This window comes from Wolbachia endosymbiont (group A) of Cydia amplana, from assembly GCF_964028495.1.
Classification (GTDB): domain Bacteria; phylum Pseudomonadota; class Alphaproteobacteria; order Rickettsiales; family Anaplasmataceae; genus Wolbachia; species Wolbachia pipientis.
Genome location: NZ_OZ034792.1, coordinates 232,423 through 256,612, shown reverse-complemented (window position 1 = coordinate 256,612; position 24,190 = coordinate 232,423). Strand labels below are relative to the sequence as shown.

General features: G+C 34.4%; 27 protein-coding genes. 15 read left to right on the top strand and 12 right to left on the bottom strand.

Features of this window, described 5'->3' with window-relative positions; genetic code table 11:
- Positions 1–274: 274 nt before the first annotated feature.
- The gene (gene mutL, locus ABWU40_RS01305; RefSeq protein WP_141456850.1) at positions 275–2,092 is read right to left on the bottom strand and encodes a DNA mismatch repair endonuclease MutL; all 1,818 of its coding nucleotides are present in this window, start codon (positions 2,090–2,092) and stop codon (positions 275–277) included.
- Between the two features lie 7 nt (positions 2,093–2,099).
- On the bottom strand, positions 2,100–2,591 hold the full coding sequence (gene purE, locus ABWU40_RS01300; protein WP_015589499.1) for a 5-(carboxyamino)imidazole ribonucleotide mutase: 492 nt from the start codon (positions 2,589–2,591) through the stop codon (positions 2,100–2,102).
- A 436-nt stretch (positions 2,592–3,027) separates the two neighbouring features.
- Here purE and ABWU40_RS01295 point away from each other — a divergent pair, with 436 nt between their 5' ends.
- From ABWU40_RS01295 to ABWU40_RS01255, 9 genes are all read left to right on the top strand, one after another.
- A complete protein-coding gene (locus ABWU40_RS01295; protein WP_012673420.1) occupies positions 3,028–3,324 on the top strand; it encodes a helix-turn-helix domain-containing protein in 297 nt (98 codons plus the stop codon).
- 60 nt (positions 3,325–3,384) lie between these two features.
- The gene (gene rpoZ, locus ABWU40_RS01290) at positions 3,385–3,792 is read left to right on the top strand and encodes a DNA-directed RNA polymerase subunit omega (protein WP_141456852.1); all 408 of its coding nucleotides are present in this window, start codon (positions 3,385–3,387) and stop codon (positions 3,790–3,792) included.
- Positions 3,793–3,820: 28 nt separating this feature from the next.
- Positions 3,821–4,066 (top strand): monovalent cation/H+ antiporter complex subunit F, encoded by a 246-nt coding sequence (locus tag ABWU40_RS01285; protein ID WP_007548527.1) that lies wholly within the window; start codon positions 3,821–3,823, stop codon positions 4,064–4,066.
- Positions 4,067–4,072: 6 nt separating this feature from the next.
- Positions 4,073–4,360 (top strand): monovalent cation/H(+) antiporter subunit G, encoded by a 288-nt coding sequence (mnhG, locus tag ABWU40_RS01280; RefSeq protein WP_006279703.1) that lies wholly within the window; start codon positions 4,073–4,075, stop codon positions 4,358–4,360.
- Between the two features lies 1 nt (position 4,361).
- Positions 4,362–4,889 (top strand): DUF4040 domain-containing protein, encoded by a 528-nt coding sequence (locus ABWU40_RS01275; protein WP_015589497.1) that lies wholly within the window; start codon positions 4,362–4,364, stop codon positions 4,887–4,889.
- On the top strand, positions 4,882–5,301 hold the full coding sequence (locus ABWU40_RS01270) for a Na(+)/H(+) antiporter subunit B (protein ID WP_006279705.1): 420 nt from the start codon (positions 4,882–4,884) through the stop codon (positions 5,299–5,301). The genes ABWU40_RS01275 and ABWU40_RS01270 overlap by 8 nt, the downstream gene beginning before the upstream one ends.
- On the top strand, positions 5,298–5,609 hold the full coding sequence (locus ABWU40_RS01265; RefSeq protein ID WP_006279706.1) for a cation:proton antiporter subunit C: 312 nt from the start codon (positions 5,298–5,300) through the stop codon (positions 5,607–5,609). The genes ABWU40_RS01270 and ABWU40_RS01265 overlap by 4 nt, the downstream gene beginning before the upstream one ends.
- A gap of 138 nt (positions 5,610–5,747) precedes the next feature.
- Positions 5,748–7,700, top strand: a complete 1,953-nt coding sequence (gene rpoD / locus ABWU40_RS01260) for an RNA polymerase sigma factor RpoD (protein ID WP_353279224.1) — start codon at positions 5,748–5,750, stop codon at positions 7,698–7,700.
- A 140-nt stretch (positions 7,701–7,840) separates the two neighbouring features.
- A complete protein-coding gene (locus ABWU40_RS01255; protein WP_010082050.1) occupies positions 7,841–8,821 on the top strand; it encodes an SGNH/GDSL hydrolase family protein in 981 nt (326 codons plus the stop codon).
- 175 nt (positions 8,822–8,996) lie between these two features.
- Here the strand turns inward: ABWU40_RS01255 and ABWU40_RS01250 are convergent, their stop codons facing one another.
- The 4 genes from ABWU40_RS01250 to carB form a co-directional block, all read right to left on the bottom strand.
- Entirely contained in the window at positions 8,997–9,380 is a 384-nt protein-coding gene (locus ABWU40_RS01250) for a hypothetical protein (RefSeq protein WP_227738574.1), read from the bottom strand.
- Positions 9,331–9,591, bottom strand: a complete 261-nt coding sequence (locus ABWU40_RS01245; protein WP_010082049.1) for an IS110 family transposase — start codon at positions 9,589–9,591, stop codon at positions 9,331–9,333. Before ABWU40_RS01245 ends, ABWU40_RS01250 begins: the two co-directional genes overlap by 50 nt.
- The gene (locus ABWU40_RS01240; protein ID WP_006279709.1) at positions 9,588–9,803 is read right to left on the bottom strand and encodes a hypothetical protein; all 216 of its coding nucleotides are present in this window, start codon (positions 9,801–9,803) and stop codon (positions 9,588–9,590) included. Before ABWU40_RS01240 ends, ABWU40_RS01245 begins: the two co-directional genes overlap by 4 nt.
- A 164-nt stretch (positions 9,804–9,967) precedes the next feature.
- On the bottom strand, positions 9,968–13,423 hold the full coding sequence (gene carB, locus ABWU40_RS01235; protein ID WP_197907092.1) for a carbamoyl-phosphate synthase large subunit: 3,456 nt from the start codon (positions 13,421–13,423) through the stop codon (positions 9,968–9,970).
- A gap of 138 nt (positions 13,424–13,561) precedes the next feature.
- Between carB and ABWU40_RS01230 the strand changes: the two genes are divergently transcribed.
- Positions 13,562–13,735, top strand: coding sequence for a hypothetical protein (locus ABWU40_RS01230; protein WP_167471214.1), 174 nt, complete (start codon positions 13,562–13,564; stop codon positions 13,733–13,735).
- 132 nt (positions 13,736–13,867) lie between these two features.
- Here ABWU40_RS01230 and ABWU40_RS01225 read toward each other — a convergent pair whose 3' ends face one another.
- Together ABWU40_RS01225 and ABWU40_RS01220 are read right to left on the bottom strand one after the other, a co-directional pair.
- Positions 13,868–14,623 carry an SDR family oxidoreductase gene (locus ABWU40_RS01225; RefSeq protein WP_174516753.1) on the bottom strand — a complete coding sequence of 252 codons (756 nt, stop codon included), beginning with the start codon at positions 14,621–14,623 and terminating at the stop codon, positions 13,868–13,870.
- On the bottom strand, positions 14,610–15,425 hold the full coding sequence (locus ABWU40_RS01220; protein ID WP_141456860.1) for a YihY/virulence factor BrkB family protein: 816 nt from the start codon (positions 15,423–15,425) through the stop codon (positions 14,610–14,612). Before ABWU40_RS01220 ends, ABWU40_RS01225 begins: the two co-directional genes overlap by 14 nt.
- A 135-nt stretch (positions 15,426–15,560) precedes the next feature.
- On the opposite strand from ABWU40_RS01220, the gene ABWU40_RS01215 reads away from it, so the two are divergent.
- Positions 15,561–15,881, top strand: coding sequence for a TrbC/VirB2 family protein (locus tag ABWU40_RS01215; RefSeq protein WP_353279221.1), 321 nt, complete (start codon positions 15,561–15,563; stop codon positions 15,879–15,881).
- An 809-nt stretch (positions 15,882–16,690) separates the two neighbouring features.
- Here the strand turns inward: ABWU40_RS01215 and recF are convergent.
- The 3 genes from recF to ABWU40_RS01200 all read right to left on the bottom strand — a co-directional run bounded on the left by recF (position 16,691) and on the right by ABWU40_RS01200 (position 19,866).
- Entirely contained in the window at positions 16,691–17,770 is a 1,080-nt protein-coding gene (gene recF / locus ABWU40_RS01210) for a DNA replication/repair protein RecF (RefSeq protein ID WP_015589490.1), read from the bottom strand.
- Between the two features lie 16 nt (positions 17,771–17,786).
- Positions 17,787–18,254: a thioredoxin-dependent thiol peroxidase gene (bcp, locus tag ABWU40_RS01205; protein ID WP_015589489.1), complete on the bottom strand. Its 468-nt coding sequence runs from the start codon at positions 18,252–18,254 to the stop codon at positions 17,787–17,789.
- A gap of 184 nt (positions 18,255–18,438) precedes the next feature.
- Complete coding sequence (locus ABWU40_RS01200; RefSeq protein ID WP_015589488.1) at positions 18,439–19,866, bottom strand: sensor histidine kinase; 1,428 nt, start codon at positions 19,864–19,866, stop codon at positions 18,439–18,441.
- 66 nt (positions 19,867–19,932) lie between these two features.
- Here ABWU40_RS01200 and ABWU40_RS01195 point away from each other — a divergent pair, with 66 nt between their 5' ends.
- The 4 genes from ABWU40_RS01195 to ABWU40_RS01180 all read left to right on the top strand — a co-directional run bounded on the left by ABWU40_RS01195 (position 19,933) and on the right by ABWU40_RS01180 (position 22,966).
- Positions 19,933–21,108, top strand: a complete 1,176-nt coding sequence (locus ABWU40_RS01195; protein WP_353279219.1) for an aspartate aminotransferase family protein — start codon at positions 19,933–19,935, stop codon at positions 21,106–21,108.
- A gap of 15 nt (positions 21,109–21,123) precedes the next feature.
- Positions 21,124–21,630 (top strand): ribosome maturation factor RimM, encoded by a 507-nt coding sequence (gene rimM / locus ABWU40_RS01190; protein ID WP_015589486.1) that lies wholly within the window; start codon positions 21,124–21,126, stop codon positions 21,628–21,630.
- Positions 21,631–21,692: 62 nt separating this feature from the next.
- The gene (gene efp, locus ABWU40_RS01185) at positions 21,693–22,259 is read left to right on the top strand and encodes an elongation factor P (protein ID WP_012673415.1); all 567 of its coding nucleotides are present in this window, start codon (positions 21,693–21,695) and stop codon (positions 22,257–22,259) included.
- 8 nt (positions 22,260–22,267) lie between these two features.
- Positions 22,268–22,966 carry an inositol monophosphatase family protein gene (locus tag ABWU40_RS01180; protein ID WP_015589485.1) on the top strand — a complete coding sequence of 233 codons (699 nt, stop codon included), beginning with the start codon at positions 22,268–22,270 and terminating at the stop codon, positions 22,964–22,966.
- Here the strand turns inward: ABWU40_RS01180 and hemA are convergent.
- On the bottom strand, positions 22,958–24,160 hold the full coding sequence (gene hemA, locus ABWU40_RS01175) for a 5-aminolevulinate synthase (RefSeq protein WP_141456861.1): 1,203 nt from the start codon (positions 24,158–24,160) through the stop codon (positions 22,958–22,960). The two genes, ABWU40_RS01180 and hemA, sit on opposite strands and share 9 nt — an antisense overlap.
- Positions 24,161–24,190: the final 30 nt, after the last annotated feature.

The window sequence follows — 24,190 nt, the reverse complement described above, 5'->3', positions numbered from 1 at the left end:
GGCGTTTTTTGATGTTTTAAATAGCGTATTTCAGCTTGTATAGGTAAAAACCTAGAAATTTGATAAAGACATAGAGTGCACATAGTACAAAAAATTAAACATGAGACGCCAGATACGTTGAGTTTTTTTGTCATTTAATCTGTACAGAGAAGATAAATAAATAGCTTCACTTTCATGATAAGGGGGCTGACGGAGTTTGTCAAGGAAGTTTTTTCGTTTAATCCGTTTCTATGAGCTACTTGGATGACGAGGTTACATATTTATGGCAACCTCATTACCTACGCTCAAAAAGTTTTTCAATATCACTGAGTTTCATTTCTATATAAGTTGGTCTTCCGTGGTTGCATTGCCCGGAATATGGGGTTTTTTCCATTTGTCTCAGCAGCTCATTCATTTCATCTAACCTCATTTTTCTACCCGCTCTAATTGATCCATGACAAGCGATAGTGGCCAATATTTTGTTCACTTTATCTTCTACTGGCAATGTATCTTCTATTTCCGTTAATCTATCAATTATGTTAATTAGCATCTCTTTCACATCTATTGCTCCCAAAATTGCAGGGATTTCTTTTACTATCACTTTATTCTCTGATTTGATTTCAATATCAAAACCCATTTCAAATAACTTATCTTTATAGATTTCAATCATCTCCATTCCGGCTTGATTTTTGATTTCAACCGTTTCAGGAAGAAGTAGTTTTTGTCTTTTTATACTTGATTTTTGTTTTAGGCATTCATATACTAATCTCTCGTGGGCTGCATGCTGATCGACTATAATCAATTTGTCCCTTACCTCTGCAATAATATAAGTATTATAGACCTGACAGCGTGCAAAACCGAGCGGGTGGCTCTCTATCAAATCAACTTGCTCTAACACCTTTTTTTCTAGAACCATAGTCTCCGCTTGTGATGGTAATTTCTGTATGCCGGTATAATCAAACGATTTTGACTGTTCTGATAAGCTTTTTACTCTTTCATTTGGAGAAGCAAATTCTTTTATTAGTTGATTTTCAAAAGGACTTGGCCTTCTTTCATTTTGAACATTAGGTTTATCAAAAGGATCTGGCAATGTTGAATCCATTTTCTGGTCATGCGCTAGAAAGGTGCCTATCCTTCTTGACAATGCTTTAATTAATCCTCTTGTCACTATCTCATATATGAGCTTCTTATTCTGAAACCTTACTTCTGACTTATTTGGATGCACATTTACATCTACTTGATCATAAGGTATCTCTAAATGTAACGCTGCGAAAGGATACCTATCGCTTGGAATAAAATCATGATATGCATACCTAACTGCGCCAATAAGTAGATTATCTTTGATTGGCCTTCCATTAACAAACGTATAGATCTGAGTTGACTTACCACGATTGACGGTCGGTTTACAGATGTGTCCCGTAAGTTTAATGCCGTCTTCTTCTTCATTAATCTCCAGAGAACTGCCCTGAAATTCTTCTTCTACTTCACACAATCTATGAAATAACGAAGTCTGCTTAGCGTATTTTAAGAGCTTTTTATTACCTGAATTGAAAGTAAACCCTATATGATAGTTAATCATTGCTAGGTTATTTACAATATCAACAATGCTTTGAGTTTCTGCTCTTTCGGTTTTTAGAAATTTTAGTCTATTTGGAGTGGCAAAAAATAAATCTCGTACTTCAATATGTGTACCTTGTGATAAAGAGTAAGGAGTTTGCTCCCCTATTTTCTCTCCACCCTCATAACTTATAGACCATGCTTCATTTGCTTCTCTTGCCTTAGACGATAATTTTATCCTACTTACTGCTGCTATTGAAGGCAGAGCTTCTCCTCTAAAGCCAAGATGCTTGATTTCTATCAACTCATTGTCGCTCAATTTTGAAGTAGCATGGCGCATAAACGCAAGTTCTAAATCGTTTTTTTCTACTCCGTTACCATCATCTGTCACAATAATAAGGTTACGCCCACCACTTTCTATTTTGATCTCTATTTCTAAACTTCCAGCATCTATTGCATTTTCCACTAATTCCTTTACTACACTTGCTGGCCTTTCTATCACCTCCCCCGCTGCTATACGGTTTATGGTTTTTGTGTCTAAAAGAATTATTGCCATAGATTTATTATGAAACTGGTTTTTCTTTTACTTCTTTGGTCTGTTTCTCTCTCCACTTTTTTAACCTACCTGCAATTTCACTGTTGGAAATTGACAATATAGATACGGCAGTAATGGCAGCATTATATGCTCCATTTTCTCCTATAGACATGGTTGCAACTGGAACACCCTTTGGCATTTGAACTATAGAGAGTAGACTGTCCAGCCCATTTAATTGTTTACTATGCACAGGAACGCCGATAACTGGTAAACAAGTTAGTGACGCAACCATACCAGGTAAATGAGCTGCACCTCCTGCACCAGCTATAATAACCTTAAAACCTTCTTCTTGTGCAGATTTAGCAAAATTGAAGAGCCTTTCTGGTGTTCTATGTGCAGATATTATGAATATGTCATGTGAAACTTCTAATGCTTTTAACATATCGACGGTATGGACCATAGTAGTGTAATCTGACTCACTTCCCATAATAACAGCAATATCTTTTTTTATTTTTGTCATATTCAACACAATTTTACTTACTAACTAAATAATGTTCCAGCTAAAAAGCAACAAATATTTAAATTATATTATAAATATAATATATAGAATTCTCGTTAAAATAGAAATTTTAAAAATTTAAATAAATATTTATATTAAGATATAGAGATATAAACTTCTTATGTAAGATAAATTTATAAAATAATTATTTTTGTATTTCAAGCTTTGTAATCTTAGCTTGTTCTTTCTATAAATGGTTTTTTCAGATAGACTGATGGTAAAATGGTAATTTAAAATTACTAGAAATTTGATAAAAATATTAATATATAATCAACTTAAAGTTTTAAATATTGATATCATATAATTATTGACAAGTTACATGATATTAATATCTTGGTATATTAAATATTATGTTATAATATTTAATAAAGTTAATTGATATGTGAGTGTAAGAATTATGGAAATAATATCGTTAAATAACTTAGACAGTGCAGGAATAAAAACAAAGTTGCTTTATATAATAAATAAAATTGTAGAAAAAAATGCTTGGACTCAGGCTTTTGCAGCTGAGAAACTTGGTATTGATCAGCCAAAGGTATCACAAATTAAAAATGGTAAAATAGATGGTTTTTCTTTAGAGCGATTGTTAGGATTTCTAAAAAAACTTGATCATGAGATAACAATCACGATGACAGAAAGCCAAGAAATAAAATCTGAGGCAGAAAAAGTAAAACATGAAGTTGAATCGCAATAGATACAAAGTTGACAACTTGTTTTTTGTGATATAGTATAAAACTTATTAAGGTAGTATCTTATGGCTGAGTCTATTGTAGAAAAGTGTATAGAACGGGTAAGTAACCGTTTCAAATTGGTTCTGTTGGCAAGTCAAAGAACACATGATTTAAATACAGGGGCAAGTAATCCAATTCAAGCAGCTAAGTTTAAAGGTCATAAAAATACCATAGTTTCCTTACATGAAATAGCAGGAAAACAGGTGGATACTCATGAGCTGTTTAGCCTTTTGGTAGGTAGATGCAAGGAATACATGAAAGCAAATATGAATAATGTTTACAGCAGTAATACAAGTAAGCTAGCGAATTTATTAAATTTTTCTGATAACACAGACCTTGATGCAAGTCAAGAAAGCCAAGATTATGAAGTGGATGGTGAAATAGATGATGAAATAAATGATCAAGATGGCGATGAAGAAGTATCCGTTTAGAAATCTACTGAAGTTACATAGTCTTTAAATGATTTGCATTGCTATCTATACACTGTTGTTCTGTATGAGTGTAATGTTGTGTTGCATAGTGTCTAAGTCAAATGATGTGTACAATAAGGTTTTAGCGTTCAATAATTTCTCAACGCAAGTAGTTGTACTTATAACAGCAATATCAATCATTCTGAATAATTTTTTTTTAATTGATATAGCATTGTTGTATGCTAGCGTTAGCTTTATATCAACTATAGCACTAATGAGATTAATGTTGTTTTGATAATTTATGATAGGATCCATTTTCATATTTTTAGGTATTTGTTTGATAATTATTTCAAATATAGGGGTGATCAGATTTCCTGATTTCTATACTAGGTTACATGCAGCAGGTATTACAGATTCTAGCGGTGCAACGTTATTGTTAATTGGTTTTGCTTTGCAGAATGGATTTTCAATCAATACTGTTAAAATAGTATTATTAATTTTTATAATATGGGTAGCTAACTCAACTAATAGCTATATTTTAGCGCGCACTCATTATAAAGTTAAGAAAAAAACTGTTAAAGAAGGCTAAGGTGTTAGAAATATTAAATGTAGTGTTACTTTTGTTGTTACTAACAGTTACGGTTTTTATAGTTTTCTCGCGACATTTAGTCGTAAGTGCTGTTCTAATGTGTGTATTTAGTTCACTGATTGCGCTTATATACTTAATTATGAATGCACCTGATGTTGCAATTACTGAAGCTTCTGTTGGTGCGGGGCTCAGTACAGTTTTTACGTTTGCAGCACTCTCCTTGATAAAGAATCATAAAGTAAATCTATCTCATAACCCTATAACGCTTTTTTTTATGTTATTTCTGGCTGTATGTTTGTCATATTTTATGATTCAATTGCCAGATTTTGGCAGCCACAATGCTCCGATCCACTTGCATGTTGCTCCTTATTATGTGGAAAATACCGAAAAAGCTACCGGTATTCCTAATATAGTGACAGCTATTTTGGCAAGCTTTCGTGGTTATGACACGTTTGGAGAAACTATAGTAGTTTTTACTGCTGCGCTTTGTATAACGTTGATATTAAAAGAAGAAAAAGAAAATGATTAAAGATCCGATATTAAATGCAGTAACATTTTTGATGATACCTTTTATCATTTTATTTGGTTTATACATACAATTTCACGGTGATTACACTCCGGGTGGAGGTTTTCAAGCAGGAATAATTATTGCCTCCGGGATAATATTATATTCAATGCTATTTGGTGTATCTACAACTCTAAAAGCAATACCTTATTCTGTGATTAGATTGACTAACGTGTTAGGTATTTTAATTTATGGAGGAACGGGCGTTGCAACAACTTTACTTGGCCAAAATTTTTTATCTTATGATATCTTGTTAACCAATAATAGAACCGGTCAAAAATTAGGTATTTTTTTGGTGGAATTAGGTGTAGCATTTACTGTCTGCTCCTCTATGTTAATTATATATATAAATTTTGCTCGTAGGAAAAAACAATGACTTTATATAATTATACGATTATTATTGTATTAATGGTGCTAGGTTTATATATTATTATAAACGATAAAAATTTAATCAAGAAAATGATAGGGGTAAGCGTCTTCCAAGCATCTGTTTTGTTATTTTACATATCTCTAGGATATATAAAAAGTTCCTTGCCTCCTATATTGGTTTCAAATTTTTATTCATATAGCAATCCTATACCCCATGTTTTAATGCTTACTGCTATAGTGGTTGGAATTGCAACATTTTCAGTTGGATTATCCATAGCAGTAAAAATGGAAGAAAAGTATGGAACAATCGATTAAGACAAGTGTACATAAATTAACAGTATCTTAAACTATATGAAGTAACAAATAGCCACAAGTTAAAAGTAAAATTATAGACTTGCTCGTTGTAAGTTTGTTTGTTAATAAGAAATAAAATTATAAACTATAAAGGTAATGATGTCAACTATTAATGATGCAGAAGATAAGAAAAAAATTATCAAAGATCTGGTAACTAAGAGTATAAAAAAGGGTGGTTTTATCACCTTTGATGATATAAATGATAAATTATCAGATGAAAATTTTTCGTCTGACTTTATAGATGATGCTATATCTTTATTGCAGGATTCCGGAATTAATGTGCTTGAAAGTAGCGAAGATAAAGAAGATATTCCTTCCAACAGTGATGATAGTAAACTTGATGATGATGACACATCGCCAAATGTTACTGCAACTTTAGTACAAAATGATGATCCAGTGAGGATTTATTTACAAGACATGAGCTCCGTAAAGCTTTTATCAAGGGCAGATGAAATCGAGATAGCAAAAAAAATTGAATCTGAAAAGCATAACATGTTACGTGCAATAATTGAAACATCAGTAACATTAAAGGTGATAAAAGTATGGCGTGATGATTTAAGTAATGGAGCTCTCTTACTGAGAGAAATTATAGATCTGGATGCAATTTATAACTCTGATTTTAATGTGGTACCCAAAGAAGAAAGTGAAGAGAGTGAAGAAAGTGCTGAAGATGTTGAGGATTCTGAGGATGTTTCTGAAGATGCTGAGTACTGTAGTGATGATGAGAAAGATAGTAAAAAAAGTGATGATGAGAAAGACGGTAATAATGAAGATATAAGTTCAGTCAATTTAAATGTTTCTATTCTTGAAATGGAAAGTGACTTATTGCCAAAGGTCATAGTTGCATTGGATGAGACAATTACTTTAACAAATGAAGCGTTGATATTAAGAAAAAATTCTAAAAATTTCTCTAATGAGCTAGAAAATTTGTATAATCAAATATGGTCTATAGCATTACAAATTAAGTTAAGTGATGCTGCTGTTGCCAGAATTACACAAGAACTTTATAAGATAAATAGATCCATTACGCTTGAAGAGGCTAATCTTATTGCTGAGGCTAGAAAATACGATATCGATAGAGAAAGTTTCTATAAAGTTTATGATGACGTGCTTTTAAAGCACGAATTGAAAAAGATAAGTCTTTTAAAGATCAATGAAAATCAGTCCTCTTTTACAGGTGAATTAAAAAACAAATTTTTAAGGTTTATAGACGATAACTCTGAACATATAGCTGGTACCTTGAACGGTATTAAGCAGCATATACAGGAAGATAACGTACAAGAATTTAAGGAGCTAATCAAGAGAATACAAAAACACGAACGAGAAGTCTCTGAAGCAAAGCAAGAAATGATTAAGGCTAACTTAAGGCTAGTAGTTTCCATTGCTAAGAAGTATTCAAAAAGAGGCCTTGATCTGCTTGATTTGATACAAGAAGGCAATATTGGTCTTATGAAGGCCGTAGATAAGTTTGATTACAAACGTGGATATAAATTTTCAACTTATGGCACTTGGTGGGTAAGACAATCAATCACTAGAGCAATACCTGAGCAGTCTAAAGTAGTTAGAATACCAGTTCATATGGTGGAAATTATCAGTAAAATCAACAGAGCATTAAGAAAGATGACTCATGAGATGGGAAGAGAGCCGACGTTAGAGGAATTGAGTGTAGAACTGACAATGCCACTGGAAAGAATACGCAAAGTTATGAAAATAGCAAGGGATCCAGTAAGTCTTGAAGCTCCAACAGGAAAAGATGATAGTAGTACCTTTGGTGATTGTATAGAAGACAAGCGAGTCTCCAGGCCAGAGGATGCTGCAATACTTGCTGACTTGCGTGGCATTACAACCAATGTTCTTGCAACTTTAACACCAAAGGAAGAAAGAATTTTAAGAATGCGTTTTGGCCTTGGCAAAGATGGGAAGGAACATACCTTAGAAGAAGTAGGAAAAATTTTTAATGTAACACGTGAGAGAATTAGGCAAATAGAGGCAAAAGCACTGCGCAAGTTGAAACATCCAAGCCGTGCTAGAAAACTTAGAGGGTTCTTTTAAGTATACGTGTCAAGTTAAGAAGAAGCTGATTTTGCCCGGAAAAAGTGGAGAGCAAGTTAGGCCAAAGTTGTATAATTTCACCGCTATTTTTCTTTTTCTATGAATCTAATGAAACAACATGCTAATCTACGGTAAATATTATGACAAACAAAAATGACAATTCTAATTCAAAGTATAGAAATTTTTATGTTCTGGGTGATAGCTTATCCGATAATGGCGCAATCATTGGAATTTTAAATAATTTATCCTTTGCAAAAAGCGTAAAATTTGATGATCCTTTTTATCAAGGAAGATCTTTTAGCAATGGCCCTACTGCTGTTGAATATATAGCAAAATATTTAGATTTAGATGAATTTAAACCTGGGTGGAGTTATTCATTTTTTGGGAGATGCCACGAACAGCAAGGTCAGAATTACGCAGTTTCATATGCAACAGCATCTGAAATTTTTGACCCTATTTTTTCTTATTTCTTCAATAAATTTCGTTTAGCTAACCAGCTAGATGCGGTAATTAAACATCATCCAGATATAGGTAAAGAAGATTTATTTTGCATCATAATCGGCGGAAATGATGTTATGGTTGCCACTGCTTATGACGATACTAAAGCGGAAGAAGTGTTGGAACAAGCAGTGAGTGAAATATGTAATGCACTTAAGGTTCTAAATGAACATGGTGTTAAGCATGTAGTTGTTGCAAATGCACCTGAAGTTGGCTCAATACCAGCTTTTAATAGAGATGAAGAAGCAAGGGAACTAGCTACAAAGCTCACGGAGAGTTTCAATGCAAAACTGGCTAAAGGCTTAGATTATATGAAGAAAAGTACAAATCTTGAAATAAAAGCATTTGATCTTAACTCTAAAATGAGAAGTATGTTTAGCGAATACAAGAGCAAAGGTTTAAATTGTCAAGATGCATGCACATCGAACATTGCAGACCAAGTTGGGAGATTTAAAGAAAATATAAAAATACTCTTAAAGTTGATATTTAAAGGGGAACTTGACGTTCACTATAACCCTGGGTGTAGCAAAGAAACACTAAAGGATTATTTCTTTTTTGATTATTTCCATCCAACTGCGGAACTTCATCATGAAGTTGGTAATGAAGTGTATGAGTTGATTTGACACAGTTTTTTTGAACATATCCTTTTAAATAGTAACCAGACTGCATTCTGTGATTTTTAGCAAAACACGATCTTTCATTTGAGCTTTCTTCAATTTAAAATAAATACAGAAAATTGCTGCCTATAGCTAAACTGACTTAGATTTACCGACAATTTGAAAAACCGTCATCCCGCTACTATATAGTTATTGATATATATTTTCTTTTAAGCTCTTGGTTTTGATCGATAAATGTAATCATTTCATCTTCTAAAGTTTTAATTTGATTACGTAAAATTGCAAGAAGTTCCTCTATTTGTTTGATTATAGATGTATCAGTTACCTGTTGGATTTGGGTTTTTTGTATTTTTGCTATTTCTACAAGTTGGTTTCTACGAGATAATTTTTGTTTCAAGCAATCAATATTACCATTACTAACTGTTAAAGGAGTAACACGCATATCTGTATTATTAATATAACGTGAGATGATACTGCAGTCTATTTTATCAGTTTTTGTAGTAATACCAAGGCTTTTAGCATAGTCTCTCCCACCTTGGTTGAATGACGTACACTTCAAAACCATTGCTTAGTAAAGTATAGGCACATAATTTTTCGTATCCACCAGTTGCCTCAAGACCAATTTTGGTTACATTATGCAAACGTAAAAAGTCCAGCATTTCATCAATGGATTGTACATTGTTTTCAAATATTTTATAATGCTCAAGTGGGTGAATGTGGAGATCTAATTTACTTTTGCTAACATCAATGCCAGCAATAATGTTTGATGAATTCATAATTCCTCCGTAATAATAACATATACTGCATTTTCCAGCCTTATATACGAGCCTAAAAGCTCAATCAGTTGTTCGGAACTTTCAGTATAATAAACCAGAGAAGAGAACCTTGCTGAACAACGATTCTTATAATCAAGGGGCGTGACGGTTCCTCTTCTCTGTGTGTCTTTAATATCACTACTTTGATATTTATAAAGACTTGTTCTTAACATATAAGGGAAGTGTCCTCTAGGTAAGATTGTGGAGTATTCGTTGTAGCATTTGGCTGTTCAATTACGCTAGTTGATTCTTTAGGTATACTATTTCCTTCAAAATTTCCATCTTTTTATTATGTTCTCTTTAGCATTTTGAGAGTGAATTATTCTAGTTTTGATATTTAACCGTTTTGTATCTGCTGTAATGATTTCACTTCCAATTTGCTATTCTTTACATATTGAATTGCAAGCACTAACGCTTTACTCCCAGAAGCTGTGGTACTGTAAGCTATATTTTGCAAAATAGCAGTTCTCCTGATATCTTTGCTATCTGAAACTGATTTCACACCTTTTGAGGTATTGATCACTAGATTTATTTTTCCATCTTTGAGCATATCAACTATGTGGGGTCTGCCTTCTCTTACTTTATTTACAGCTTGTGCAGCAATGCCGTTATTGTTCAGATACGAAGCTGTGCCTTTGGTGGCATATATTTCAAAACTCAGTTCTTTCAACATTCGTACAACAGGCAATATATACTCTTTATCATCATCTTTTACTGAAACCAGAGCTGCTCCTTCTGTTGGTAACTTGTATCCTGCAGCCATGTGCACTTTTGCAAGTGCAGCTTCGAAAGATGAGTCGATTCCCATCACTTCTCCTGTTGATTTCATTTCAGGACCAAGTAAAGTATCCACTCCTGCAAAGCGGGTAAATGGAAAAACAGCAGCTTTAACTGCAAAATGATTGAAAGGCTTGTTTTCCTGATTCAATTTTTTACCCAAAATAACCTGAGTGGCAAGCTTTGCAATAGGAATATTGATTACCTTGGAAATAAAAGGAACTGTGCGACTAGCCCTTAAATTCACTTCAAGTATGTATACATCACTAGACCTCTTGCATAACTCGATTTCTGAAGGCAATTTTGTCGTCAAAGCTTGTCTGCGCTCCTCAAATACATTCGAGTATTCTGTGGTGCTCATCTGCACTTTTCCTAAAGATTTCTCATCACAAACAGGTTCTGCAAGAGGTCTATTCTCTTGAACAGCAAACTGAATGTTTATCAGACCTTTCACTTTTAATGCTAATGCTATTCTTTCAGTTTGTAGCTTAATCTCTTTTATTACTTCGTCACTCAATGTATTTGTCGGTATTGAGCATGTTGAATCGCCAGAGTGGATACCAGCTTCTTCAATGTGCTCCATGACCGCTGCAATGAAAACTTTTTCCCCATCACATACAGCATCAACGTCAACCTCAACTGCATTGACTAAAAATTTATCAAGAAGCAGCGATCCGTGTTCAAAAATTTTGGTTTGATTCAAGACATACTCTTTGAAGCTCTGAGTATCGTGTCTAATCGACATAGACTGACCGCCGAGGACATATGATGGCCTGACTACTAGTGGAAACCCCACCTTTTCTGCGTTGGTTAACGCTTCTTCTACTGAATGGCAGATAGAATTTTCAGGTTGTTTTAAATTAAGTTGCAAAGCAAGATTTTTAAATCTCATGCGATCTTCTGCAAGGTCAATAGAATCAAACGAAGTTCCCAGAATTTTGAAACCTCTCTCGTTAAGCACTTTGGCTAACTTTAAAGGTGTTTGACCGCCTATTTGAACTATTACACCAACCAGTGTGCCATTTTCTTGCTCTTTACTTAGTATTTCAAGCACATCCTCTGCAATGAGTGGTGCAAAATATAAACGATCAGCGGTATCGTAGTCAGTTGAGACAGTTTCGGGATTACAGTTGATCATTATTGTTTCATACCCCATTTCTTTGGCGGCAGAAGCTGCATGTACGCATGCATAATCAAACTCAATACCTTGACCAATGCGATTTGGACCACTTCCTAAAATGACAACCTTTTCTCGGTCAGAAATATTCGCCTCACATTCCGTTTTATTTTCAACATCACCCTCATAGCAGCCATACATATAAGCAGTGCTCGATTCAAATTCAGCTGCACAGGTGTCTACGCGTTTATAAACTTGTTTAATGCCAAATTTTTTTCTTATTTCTTCGATTTGTTTTACTCGATCTCCAGCGTGTAACGCTGGCTGGATCCCAGTGTCACGCACTGGGATGACATTAGAGGGTACTGGAATGACAGAGGTAGGTCTATTACTTAACTTTGCTAATCTTGCATCTGAAAATCCCATTTTTTTCATCTCTAACATTTCATATGCAGTCTCAGGAAGGCCGTTTTCCTTGATTTTTTGTTCAGCCAAGATGATTTGCTGTATATTTTGCAGAAACCATAAGTCATATCCTGTAATCGAATTTATTTCTTCTATGCTAATTCCGTGGCGCATTGCGTCAGCAGCAATCAGTAATCTGTTTGGTAGCAATTTTGCTAATTGAGATTTTATGTGATCAATATCAATGTTCTCAGGAAATACTTCATCAAGTCCTGTAAAATCAGTTTCAAGTGAACGGAAAGCTTTCTGTAGTGACTCATTAAAAGTGCGGCCTATAGACATCACTTCTCCCACTGATTTCATGGAGGTTGATAATTCACAATTCGTCCCCTTAAATTTCTCAAACTCAAATCGAGGAATTTTAGTGACGATATAATCAATCACTGGTTCGAATGCTGCTGGTATTATTGGAGCGCAGTCGTTACGTATTTCATCGAGCGAATAGCCGATAGCAAGTTTGGTTACAACTTTTGCAATAGGATAGCCTGTTGCTTTCGAAGCAAGTGCAGAAGAGCGAGAAACCCTTGGATTCATTTCAATTACAACGAGGCTTCCATCTTCTTTAGGATTTACTGCAAACTGAACATTTGCACCGCCGGCACTAACATCAATTTCTCTCAGCACTGCTATAGATGCATTTCTCATTTGTTGATATTCAGCATCACGCAGAGTCAAAGCAGGAGCAACCGTAATACTATCTCCGGTGTGCACTCCCATCGGATCAACATTTTCTATCGAACAGACTATTATGCAGTTATCTTTACAATCGCGGATAACTTCCATTTCATACTCTTTCCAGCCGATAATTGATTCATCTATCTGAACTTCATTTATTGGCGAAATTTTGAGAGCACTTTCTGCGATATTGAAAAACTCCTCTTTATTATATGCTATGCCACTACCTGCACCACCAAGAGTGAATGATGAACGAATGATTGCTGGTAATCCAACGTAATCCAAAGCCTTTTTTATTTGTTCTTGATTTTTTATAATGATACTTTTGGGGTATTTCAGTCCTATTTTATCCATGGATTGGCGGAATAACTCTCTATCCTCTGCTTTTTTTATTGCTTCTCTATTTACCCCTATTAATTCTACGTTGTATTTGTCTAACACTCCATCATCTGCAAGTTTTATTGCACAATTGAGCGCTGTTTGCCCGCCCATTGTTGGCAATATTGCGTCTGGCCTCTCCTTAATTATAATTTTCTCTATGATTTCAGGCAGTACCGGCTCAATATACGTCGCATCAGAAAACTCAGGATCTGTCATTATAGTTGCGGGGTTGGAGTTAACCAAAATGACTTTATAACCTTCGCTTTTTAATACTTTACAGCTTTGCGTTCCGGAATAATCAAACTCGCATGCCTGACCTATAACTATTGGGCCTGCTCCTATTACTAATATAGATTCTATATCTGTGCGTTTCGGCATAATTACAATAACGGTCTCTATTCAAGTAATGTTACCAATCTTTCCTGTATATGTGAATTTTTATTAAACCTATTAGCTAATTACTTTTAGGCTTGACGCATAACTGTACGAACATTGCAATTTGCGTGGCAGATTCCAGTGCTTGACACACAGCTGTACAAACATTCATTTTTGAAGGTAAATTGCACAGCAAATGATGTCATTCAAGTAGCTGACACTGGTTCCTTTATGACGGCAGTGCCCAGAGGTGTCATCCCAGTCTGGGATCCAGAAAACTTAACTTTAAATAAGTGGCTGCATAATAAAGACTAGATTCCAGTGTCAAGCACTGGAATGACACCATAGAGGCACTGGGATGACATCCTTCCTAGTGGAGATTACTCTCAAATCACAATGTTCATACAGTTGTGGGCTTAACGGTATCTTTGCAGATACTATGGTAATTTATTCGGGAGATTTGCTAAGCGGTAAGATTTTTCCTGATATGCCGCAGTCTTCAGAAGCTAATTCCACAAATTTATCTGTTAGTTTATCAGGTGACACCAATTCAGATCCAGGAAATGCCTGCTCACTACCCACAGGTCCTTCCGTGTATACAGCATTTACACATAATTTTGTATGTTTTGTCTCAGATGCATATATCTGCACCATTATTTCTAGTGCAACTTTACTTGCAGCATACGGCATCCAATATGGATAAGAGGAAGGAGAAAGTGTCACTTCTGAGGTCATGAATATCGCTCTTCCAGCATTAGACTTTTTTAGCATTGGATCTAAGTTTTTTAGTAAGTACCAATTGGCAGTAAAATTTGTATTCATTACGTTCTGTAGCTCTTCAATCTCACAGTCATGAATGGGGTTCAGTTTGCCTAAAATTCCAGCACACACAACTAATATATCAAGTGCTCCAGATTCTGATAATTTCAGGCTTTCTATCATGTTTGTCAGTATCTTTACATTCTCAAAGTCTAAAAGATCAAGCTGAATTAGTTTCACAGAGCCTTCTTTAAATTCTTCAAGCTCTTCAATTTCATTATATAGTGGCTTGAGATTATCAAGAGATCTTGAAATCAGAATCACACATGCACCTTCTCTTATAAACCTTTTTGCAACAGCAGAGCCTATTCCACCTGAAGCTCCGGTGATTAAAGCTACTTTACCTTCTAACTTACCCATTTCTTTCTCCTTAGCGAGATCCATTGAAATATTTTAGCTGAAAATTGAATTTTGCTCCATATATAAAAATCAAACTTAGCATATAAAAAAATAGTAATGACACTACCACACCACCTAAACTTCCATATATCAAATCCAGTTGGTCAAAGGAAGCTTTTAAGTATTGCTTAAAAGCTGAAGCAGAAATCGTCCAAAGAATAACAGCTACACAAGATCCAGGAAATACGTCTGATAAATTTTGTTTTACGTTTGGTAACATAAAATATAGCCAAGAGACTACTGTGAAAAGTACAAATTCAATAAGTAAATACCTAGTATAACTTAGCACCTGATAGGAAAAATCAATTAGCATTGGTACTAGTGTAGAAAACACTATAGTTAGAGTTATAATAAGCGTGATTACTAAAAATTGTAATATACTTAGTACTCTTCTTAATATATAAGGCGGCGAAACCGGAACTTTATAGGCCTTATTGAGTATTGTTCTAAGCCCTTCAATTGTCGATGAAGCGGTCCAAACAGCACCTACAATTGCTAAAGTTAGTAAGCTTTGCGGCGGGCCTGATATTATCTCCCTAATACGCGGCATCAAAGATGATAAAATATCCTGTGGCATGTTATCAATGATAAATACCCAGCCAATGTTGTACTGGTCTAAAAAATTTGCGAATGTTGACGCCACAGCCATTAAAACGATGAGAAAAGGAAATATTGATAACAGAATTAAAAATGATAAATACCCTGCATGCTCCACTCCATCATTATGAATTGTGTCAATCAAAGCACGATAAAGGCAATAAACGATGCTGTAAAATTTCTGTAGCACTGTAATATAGACGAACCAAGAAAAGTATTCTAAATGAAATAAAGGATACTTTTAAGCAAAAAATCCTCACCATTTACTTAAATTTAATCAAAGTAAAGGATAATCCAGCATTAAATAGAAATTATCGGAGGCGTAATGAAAAATTTTCTTCTACTTGTGGCTTTAATTCTCTCCTTTGCATTTGATGCAAATGCTACAAATACTTTTGTTGATAAAAATGATATAACATCATCGGTGATATGCAAGATAATAGGCTATACTCACGGCATAGGCGGACCGATGATCACAATAGTGATAATTGGTGCAGCTTTGCTTGCGATATTCGGCAGAATGCCATGGCCAGCGCTTTTTGCACTCGGTGCGTTCACTGCTGTGTTTTTTGGCGCTCCTGTAGTCGTTTCAAAAATAACACCAGGAGGTGTGATTTGTAAAGACGGTGCAGTAGCGGATAAGTAATAGAAATTATTGGAGGCACAAACGTAGTTTTCTTTACTTGAAATTGGTCAAGCTGAACACTTTCAGTGTCTATGAATACCTAATAAATTCTCTTTCTGTAATCATATCAGTTAAAGTTTAGATTCCAGCGTCACGCGCTGGAATGACAAGGCTTATCGTCATGCCGCCGCATACCGTCATACCGCGGTTCATTCGCGGTATCTCATCAGCTAACAAGCAGCGGAATAACGGTTGTCGTTTAGCTATGAATATTAAGAAATTTACCAAATGAAAAAAAAGGCAAAAGAAGCCCCGTGGTTGGCTAATTACTTACATTATACTTTCAAGTATGGCGTTTTTTTATTCTAAACGCTTAATAACCGCGATTCAGCTGCTTTTAAGCCGCAACTAATCTAAATTATAAACATTAAGAAATTTACTGAGCGAAAAAAAAGGCAAAGAAACCCTAGGGTGGCTAGCATTCAAATTCTCCCTTGTCAATTTGACGTTTTTTGCTATCTTAAACGCTTTGTAAGCGCGTTTCAGCTTATATAGGTAGAAACCTAGAAGTTTTATAAAGACATGAGGTGCACATAGTGCAAAAATTCAGCATGATTTACGCCAAATACATTAAGTTTTTTATCATTAATCCACTGCAGAGATTGCGAAGATAAATAAATAGCTTCAGTTTCATGATAAGGGGACTGGCGAAGTTTGTAAAGTAACTTTTGCATTTAATTTAAAGTAAAAAAAACAGAAATGTTTTGGTTTGAGGTTTAATTGCCGGAATTTACAATTGGGAGTTGCCTGTATGAGCTTTGAAAGAGGTACTATTCATTTGATAATTCAAAAAACTTGAAAGAATAAAGATAGCTATTGAAATTATCTTGATTTACATCAGTTATCCAAGTTTGACATTGAATACTTAACACTTCCTCCATTAACGCCTTTCTGTAATGTTTATCCAGATGAGACATTATATCATCAAGTAGAAGAAGTGGTGCCTTATTGTAATGAATACACCTTGCTTTTACACTGGATAAAATAATAGAAAGCAGTAATAACTTTTGTTCTCCAGTGGAGCACAGATTTATTGGTACGTTTCTTTTTTGACAAAAAACCCGGAAATTATCGTTATGCACACCAAGGGTTACTCTACCAGTCAATGAATCTTTTTCTCTGTTTTCCTTTAGACGATTCTGAAAATATTCTGCAGTATCGTCCAAAGTTAGCTGGCTGCTGAATTTCAAACTTGCCTTCGGAAAAAGCTTACTGGAATGGTTATCAATTGTATCTTGTAATATTTTTAAAACAGACGATCGCATATGTAAAATACTAACTGCATTAACGGCCATTATGTTTTCAAGACTAGAGAACCAGTTTTTGTTCAAAATGTTCTCCCTCAATAGTTTACTTCGCTCATGTTTAGCTTTTCTATATTTCATGTAGCAGCAAGTGTAATTTTCTTCAAACAGTGAAACTATACGGTCTAAAAATTTTAATCTGTCACTTGGAGAATTAAGAAGAACATAGTCCATTTGTGGAATCAGCCATATTACATTGGATATCTTATACAGAGATGAATAACTTGATTGCGTTTTTCCATCAATTTGTATTAGTTTCTTATCAAAACTCTTTGCGATACCAATTGAATTAAAATCCGTTCCATTAAAAAAATCATAGTGCACTACCCAATCTTCATTACTGAATCTATTTTGTATCTCACTGGCTTTTGCTTTTTTCATTCCATTGCTTTTAGCAAGCAACGAGATTGCTTCAAGTATATTAGTTTTACCAATACCATTTTCGCCAGTTATTACAACTGAGCTATCATCTGAATCCAGTTCAAAGTTTGAGTGGCTACGAAAATTATGTAATTTCAGCTTTTTTATGTAGCAATGGGTAGCCATTAACCTATTCTTTAGTTTATATTCTCTTTACTTCTTCCAGAACCTCATCAACATGTCCACTAACTTTTACATTTTTCCAGATCTTCACTATTTTACCTTTTTTATCTATTAAAAAAGTAGTGCGTTCTATTCCCATATACTTTTTGCCAAACATACTTTTCTCTACCCAAACACCATATTTTCCCAACATTTCAGCATTCTCATCAGAAACTAAAGAAAACGGCAGAGAGTATTTTGCTTTGAAGTTAGTGTGGCACTTAACACTATCTTTTGATACACCAATTATCACTGTGTCAAGGGAAGAAAAATCATCTATTTTATCTCTAAAGCCTTTTGCTTCCATCGTACAACCCGGAGTATCGTCTTTAGGATAAAAATAAAGAGCTACATTTTTTTTATCAAAAAATTCACTCAGTGATAAATTTTCACCAGAATCTGTTGGTAAACTAAAATCAGGTGCATTATTTCCTACTACTAACTCCATACCTTGCTCCATTAATAACGCTTCTATCTATAGTAGTATATTGTAGTCAGAGTATCAAATTTTATATATAGCTAACACAGATAAGATTCTTGATAGGGGGCTTATTGATAACTGCCTTCTCGGCTTGCCGCTTTTGATAAAGTGTGGTTTTCGTCTGATGTAAGGCCATATCAAATAGATCCTATTAAAAATCAATCGAATCTTCACATGTTTGTTCTTCATAAAAGAAGTTCAATGTTATCGTAGTACCAAGTTTCGCTTCACTTTTAATGTCAAAAGTTCCACCCATTAACTCTACTAATTTCTTGCTTAGCGGTAATCCGATGCCCGTACCTTCGTTTCTATATCCCGAATCTGCTTGGCCAAAAACAGACATAACTTTATATATATCCTGCTGCATTATTCCTATTCCATTGTCATGAAACTCAATGGTTAATAAGTTTTTTTCTATATTTTCTTTTATCACCATTCTTATTAAACCATCTTTAGGAGTAAACTTGATTGAGTTTGATAATAAATTTATTATAACTTGTTTCATTCTCTTGGAATCTGCAATGACTAATAATTGTTTATTAGTCATCTCTTTTTTTAAATTAATCCCTGCTTCTTTTAATTTAGGTAATAGCATATTTACGCATGAATCTATTATTTTGTTCAGGTTAAACTTCACTTTTTCTACTGTTAAACTACTTGATTCAGCTTTAGAAAAATCGAGCACATCATTAATTAAGGCAAGTAAGTGTGTCCCTGCATTATATATATCGTCTGCATACTCCTTGTATTGAGAGTTATCCATTGAACCTAAAGTTTCATTTTTGATCAACTCTGCAAATCCAATAATAGCATTAAGAGGTGTGCGTAATTCATGTGTAACGCTTGCAAAAAACTTTAGCTTGTTTGCATTTTCTTGCTCTAATGCCTCTTTTATCTGCTGTAATTCAATGTTAGTTTTATGTTGCTTGGCCAGCATTTTGGTATTAGAAAAGTGCAAATAGAACATTATTAATATTAAAATTATTAATAATAAGCCTAAAAATATTAAAAATAGGCCATATGCTATAACATAAGAATTATTGTAGCTTCGAAGAATCTTCAAAAAAAACGACGGCTTAGCGCTATTTTCATGGAATATAGGGAAAATAGAAGTTAATGTATTTCCTGTAGTATAAAGTATTTCTTGGTTACTTAATAATTTATCAATTTCATCGTTTGTAAGTAACTGTTCATAATCATAATCTTGAGTGTTAAAATTACTGAATATTATTCTGCCGTTTTGATCATACAGTATTAAGCTGAAATCCTTTACTTTGCTCACTGATTGTAATAATTCAGCACGCAGTTTTACTAGTTGGTTTATGTAGTCAAAATTTTTGTATTTAATGTGATGCTTTTCTATTAGTAAATAATGGTATTTTTTTATTATACCATTTTCTAATACACTTTTTAAGTTTACACTTGAATCACGGTAAGAAGAAAGGAAATTACTCCTTAGTAAATAATTACAATATATCACACTGAATAAAATCATAAAAATTGATGAGAATAATGCGATAACTTTTGTGTATTTGTTTTTTCCCAGTGCAGAAAACATTAATTTACCTATCTTATACATATCCTTACTCATTGCGAAACAACGGCTTTTATGTTATTAATAATAAAATTTAGCATATAATATTTTATGACAATTTCTCCTATTTTGCCAGTTTATTCTCCTATTAACATAAATTTTTCTTATGGTAAAGATATTTACTTGTATGATATTGACGGTAAGCGCTACGTAGATTTTCACTCCGGAATAGCCGTTAGTAGCTTAGGTCACACTAATTCGCGATTAATTAGTGCTCTTAAATTGCAAGGAGAAAAATTATGGCATATATCAAATACCTATAATATACCTGCTGCCAATAATTTTGCAGAAAAATTAATAAACAATAGTTTCGCTGACACTGTATTTTTCTCAAATTCTGGATCAGAGGCAGTAGAATGTGGGCTTAAGATTGCTAGGGTCTATCAAAACGGAAAAGGCAATAAAAACCGTCACAGAATTTTAACATTCCATGGTGCATTTCATGGAAGAACCTTCCTAACTTGTGCTGCAAACGATAAACAGAAATTTTCTGAATTACTGAGTCCCTGTATTGATTGGTGTGATAATATCGAGCCCAATATTGAGAGTGTAAAGAAAGCAATTTCAAGTGATATAGGCGTTATATTAATAGAACCAATACAAGGGCAAGGTGGTATCAAAGTAATGAATGAAGTCTTTATGAAAGAACTAAGAAAGCTGTGTGATGAAAATGACATATTGTTATTTTTTGATTGCGTGCAATGCGGTGCTGGTAGGATAGGAAAATTATTTGCATACGAACATATAGGAGTGGAACCTGATATATGTGCTCTTGCAAAGGGAATAGGCGGCGGGTTTCCGCTAGGGGCTTGTCTTGCGACTGAAAATGCTGCTAAATACATGGCAGTTGGTATGCACGGTTCCACTTTTGGTGGCAATCCGCTTGCAACCTCAGTAGGTAATGCTGTGTTCGAAGAATTGCTCAGTCCTGGCTTTTTGAAAAATGTTGAAATTAGAGGTAAGTATTTAAAAAATAAATTAGAAGACTTAGCAAGTAAATTTCCAATAATAGAAGAAGTGAGAGGGAAAGGGTTAATGCTTGGAATAAAAGTGAAAGCAGACAATCAAAAATTTGCAGAAGAGTTAAGTCATCGTGGTTTACTCACTGTTGGAGTAACATCAGATAACGTTGTGAGAATTTTACCTCCACTAATTATCACTGAAAAAGAGATTGATGAAGGAATTGAGATTCTGGCTCAATATTTATCTGAGAAATCTTCTGATTAGATGCTTGATATTAATATGAACGACAATCTGGTATGCTTAGGAATTATTACCTCTCCTCACGGAATTAAAGGAGCTGTTAAATTAAAAACTTTCACCGAAAAGCCCAAAAATATCTCCTTATATGGTGAGCTAATAAGTGGTGATGAGAATTATAAAATAGACTCAGTATCCATCATAGGTGATAATTTAGTAATAGCTACAATAAGTGGAGTAAATTCCCGTAATGAAGCAGAGCTTTTGAGGAATAAGAAGCTATATATAGAAAGAAGCAAGTTACCAGAGCTAAATGATGAGGATGAATTTTATCAAAGTGACCTTGTAGATATGGAAGTAAGGCTGGAAAGTAATGAATTATATGGCAATGTAAAATCTGTGTATAATTTTGGCTCAGGGGATATATTAGAAATTTTAGTTATCAGCACAAAAAAACGTATTATGCTGTCTTTCACTAAAGAGATATTTCCACATATAAATATAAAGGGGAGGTATATAGTATTAAATATACCAGAATTTATTGACTAATAAAAACTTTGATATTTATATAAAGCTATTTATAATTATAAGATCAAATTGAAAATGTAATTATGGCAGAAAGAGCTAACGATATCAGACCAGGTCAGGTGTTGGAACATAACGGCGGATTATTTTTGGTTGTAGGTATTATGCATACTCAACCTGGTAAAGGTGGTGCATACATACAAGCCGAAATGAAAAACATCAAAACCGGAGCAAAACACTATGAAAGATTTCGTTCTGATGCAACAATCAGAAGGGCAATTTTAGATGAAGAGGAATATGTTTACCTTTTCACTGAAGGAAACATTGTAAATCTTATGCATCCAAGTAATTACGAGCAAATCACTATAAATTTGGACTTATTGGGAGAAAAAAAAATTTATTTACAGGATAACATGAAAATTAAAGTTGTAGCTTATCAAGACAAAATAATTTCTGCGCATGTGCCTGATTATGTTACACTTGCTGTGAAAGAAACAGAGTCTGTTATTAAAGGACAAACTGCTACTGCTTCTTATAAGCCTGCAATTTTGGAAAACGGAATGCGCGTTAACGTGCCTCAGTTTATAAAAGAAGAGGATAAAATTGTAGTATATACTCCAGATGACAGCTATTATGAAAGAGTGAAAGAGTAAAAAGAAGAATGTCCATCTCATCACCACGAATTAATGTGATGCTTGATTCTGTGCGTAGTGCTTCCAGGCAGCTTATGCGCGATTTTAATGAATTACAAATCTCTAATGTTAAATCAGCAGACTTTATCAATAAAACTTATTCAAAATCCAAGCAAACCATATACGATTGCTTGCACGACTACAAACGAGACTATGGGTTTATTTCCGAAGATGATACTGATCAAGAAGTAAAAGATGACACTTATACCTGGTTTATTATGCCTATAGAGGGCAGGGAGAACTTTTCCAGTTGTATGGTTTATTTTGCAGTATCAGTCTGTCTCATTCATAAAAATAAAGTTGTGGCGGCTGTAATTGATGCTCCGGCTCTTAGAGAAACTTTTTGGGCAGAAGAAAAGAAAGGTGCTTTTCTTGAGGACTTTAGATCTCGTCATATAAAAATGCGGGTGAAAAGCCGTGAAGGTGGTCTAATAGATGTAAGTGGTAATTTGTTAAATAAATTGCTGCCTGGCAATAGTAGTGTACGCTCCATCGGTTCAACAATTTTAGGCTTTGCATACCTTGCGGCAGGAAGGCACAGAGGAATAGTTTACTCTAGAGTTAACAAATATAAAACCTTGCTCGGTAGACTTTTTCTACAAGAAAGCGGTGGAAGGCTAACGGAAGACAACGGATTGATTATTGCTGGCGATATTAAATTAGGATAAACAAGCTACAGAGATAGACAACTTTTCGAGAACTTTTACAAGAGATTCTGTCAAATGTTCTATCATTTCATCGGTATGATAAGGTGTAGGGGTAATACGGAAACGCTCAGTTCCTCTTGGAACTGTCGGGTAATTTATATGTTGAACGTATATTCCATACTCATCAAATAATAATTTTGATGCTTTTTTGGATAACTCTGGGTCGCCAATTATTATTGGAATTATATGAGTTTCTGTTAAAATGAAGTTAATTCCTGCATTTCTCAGTGAGTTTTTTACTTTTTCAACGACTTGCTTTTGCTTTTCCCTTTCAATGTTGCTTGATTTTAGGTGTTCAACGCTTGACTTTGCTGCCGCTGCTAAAACAGGCGACATAGCAGTGGTAAAAATAAATCCTGGAGCGGAACTTCTTATTACATCTACCAAGCTCTTTGAAGACGCGATATACCCACCCATCACTCCAAAAGCCTTCGATAGTGTACCTTGAATAACGGTTATTCTATCCATCAGGCCTTCTCTTTCTGCAATTCCACCACCATGTGAACCATACATACCAACTGCGTGCACCTCATCCAAATAGGTAATTGCATTATGTTGATCTGCCAGGTCGCATATTTCTTTAAGCGGAGCTACATCACCATCCATTGAATATACGGATTCAAGTACTATGATTTTTGGTGTCTTTTTGTCTATAGACTTAAGTAGCTGCTCTAGATGATTAACATCATTGTGTTTAAATATATGTTTTGGCCTTTTTCCTGATTTTATGCCTTCTATCATCGAAGAATGGTTCTTCTCGTCTGAAAAAATTACTACGCCCGGAATAACAGACGATAAAGTGCTAAGTGTTGTCTGGTTAGCGAGGTAGCCACAAGCAAAAGTTAAAGCAGCCTCTTTTTTATGCAAACAAGCTAAGGATTTTTCAAGTTCGACAACCTCTTTTGTTGTACCAGATATATTTCTTGTTCCTCCAGCACCAACAGATGAATTTTGGATAGCGGCAATTACACTCTCATTTTGTGACATTCCCAAATAGTTATTACTGCACCAGACGATTACTTCCCTATTTCTTTCATAGTCCATAATGTGGGGGAGCCTACCTGGCAATGACGCAAAGTGCGTAAATTCACGGTAGCGCCCCTCATCTTTTATATCTTTTATTTTATTCAAGAATATTTCTTCGTAGTTTACCAAGTCCTTATTTACCGATAATTAACATAATTA

Coding starts and splice junctions, on each gene's coding strand:
- mutL (WP_141456850.1), bottom strand. CDS start 2,092: ATGGCAATAATTCTTTTAGACACAAAAACCATAAACCGTATAGCAGCG.
- purE (WP_015589499.1), bottom strand. CDS start 2,591: ATGACAAAAATAAAAAAAGATATTGCTGTTATTATGGGAAGTGAGTCA.
- ABWU40_RS01295 (WP_012673420.1), top strand. CDS start 3,028: ATGGAAATAATATCGTTAAATAACTTAGACAGTGCAGGAATAAAAACA.
- rpoZ (WP_141456852.1), top strand. CDS start 3,385: ATGGCTGAGTCTATTGTAGAAAAGTGTATAGAACGGGTAAGTAACCGT.
- ABWU40_RS01285 (WP_007548527.1), top strand. CDS start 3,821: ATGATTTGCATTGCTATCTATACACTGTTGTTCTGTATGAGTGTAATG.
- mnhG (WP_006279703.1), top strand. CDS start 4,073: ATGATAGGATCCATTTTCATATTTTTAGGTATTTGTTTGATAATTATT.
- ABWU40_RS01270 (WP_006279705.1), top strand. CDS start 4,882: ATGATTAAAGATCCGATATTAAATGCAGTAACATTTTTGATGATACCT.
- ABWU40_RS01265 (WP_006279706.1), top strand. CDS start 5,298: ATGACTTTATATAATTATACGATTATTATTGTATTAATGGTGCTAGGT.
- rpoD (WP_353279224.1), top strand. CDS start 5,748: ATGTCAACTATTAATGATGCAGAAGATAAGAAAAAAATTATCAAAGAT.
- ABWU40_RS01255 (WP_010082050.1), top strand. CDS start 7,841: ATGACAAACAAAAATGACAATTCTAATTCAAAGTATAGAAATTTTTAT.
- ABWU40_RS01250 (WP_227738574.1), bottom strand. CDS start 9,380: ATGGTTTTGAAGTGTACGTCATTCAACCAAGGTGGGAGAGACTATGCT.
- ABWU40_RS01245 (WP_010082049.1), bottom strand. CDS start 9,591: ATGAATTCATCAAACATTATTGCTGGCATTGATGTTAGCAAAAGTAAA.
- ABWU40_RS01240 (WP_006279709.1), bottom strand. CDS start 9,803: ATGTTAAGAACAAGTCTTTATAAATATCAAAGTAGTGATATTAAAGAC.
- carB (WP_197907092.1), bottom strand. CDS start 13,423: ATGCCGAAACGCACAGATATAGAATCTATATTAGTAATAGGAGCAGGC.
- ABWU40_RS01225 (WP_174516753.1), bottom strand. CDS start 14,623: ATGGATCTCGCTAAGGAGAAAGAAATGGGTAAGTTAGAAGGTAAAGTA.
- ABWU40_RS01215 (WP_353279221.1), top strand. CDS start 15,561: ATGAAAAATTTTCTTCTACTTGTGGCTTTAATTCTCTCCTTTGCATTT.
- recF (WP_015589490.1), bottom strand. CDS start 17,770: ATGGCTACCCATTGCTACATAAAAAAGCTGAAATTACATAATTTTCGT.
- bcp (WP_015589489.1), bottom strand. CDS start 18,254: ATGGAGTTAGTAGTAGGAAATAATGCACCTGATTTTAGTTTACCAACA.
- ABWU40_RS01200 (WP_015589488.1), bottom strand. CDS start 19,866: ATGTATAAGATAGGTAAATTAATGTTTTCTGCACTGGGAAAAAACAAA.
- ABWU40_RS01195 (WP_353279219.1), top strand. CDS start 19,933: ATGACAATTTCTCCTATTTTGCCAGTTTATTCTCCTATTAACATAAAT.
- rimM (WP_015589486.1), top strand. CDS start 21,124: ATGAACGACAATCTGGTATGCTTAGGAATTATTACCTCTCCTCACGGA.
- efp (WP_012673415.1), top strand. CDS start 21,693: ATGGCAGAAAGAGCTAACGATATCAGACCAGGTCAGGTGTTGGAACAT.
- ABWU40_RS01180 (WP_015589485.1), top strand. CDS start 22,268: ATGTCCATCTCATCACCACGAATTAATGTGATGCTTGATTCTGTGCGT.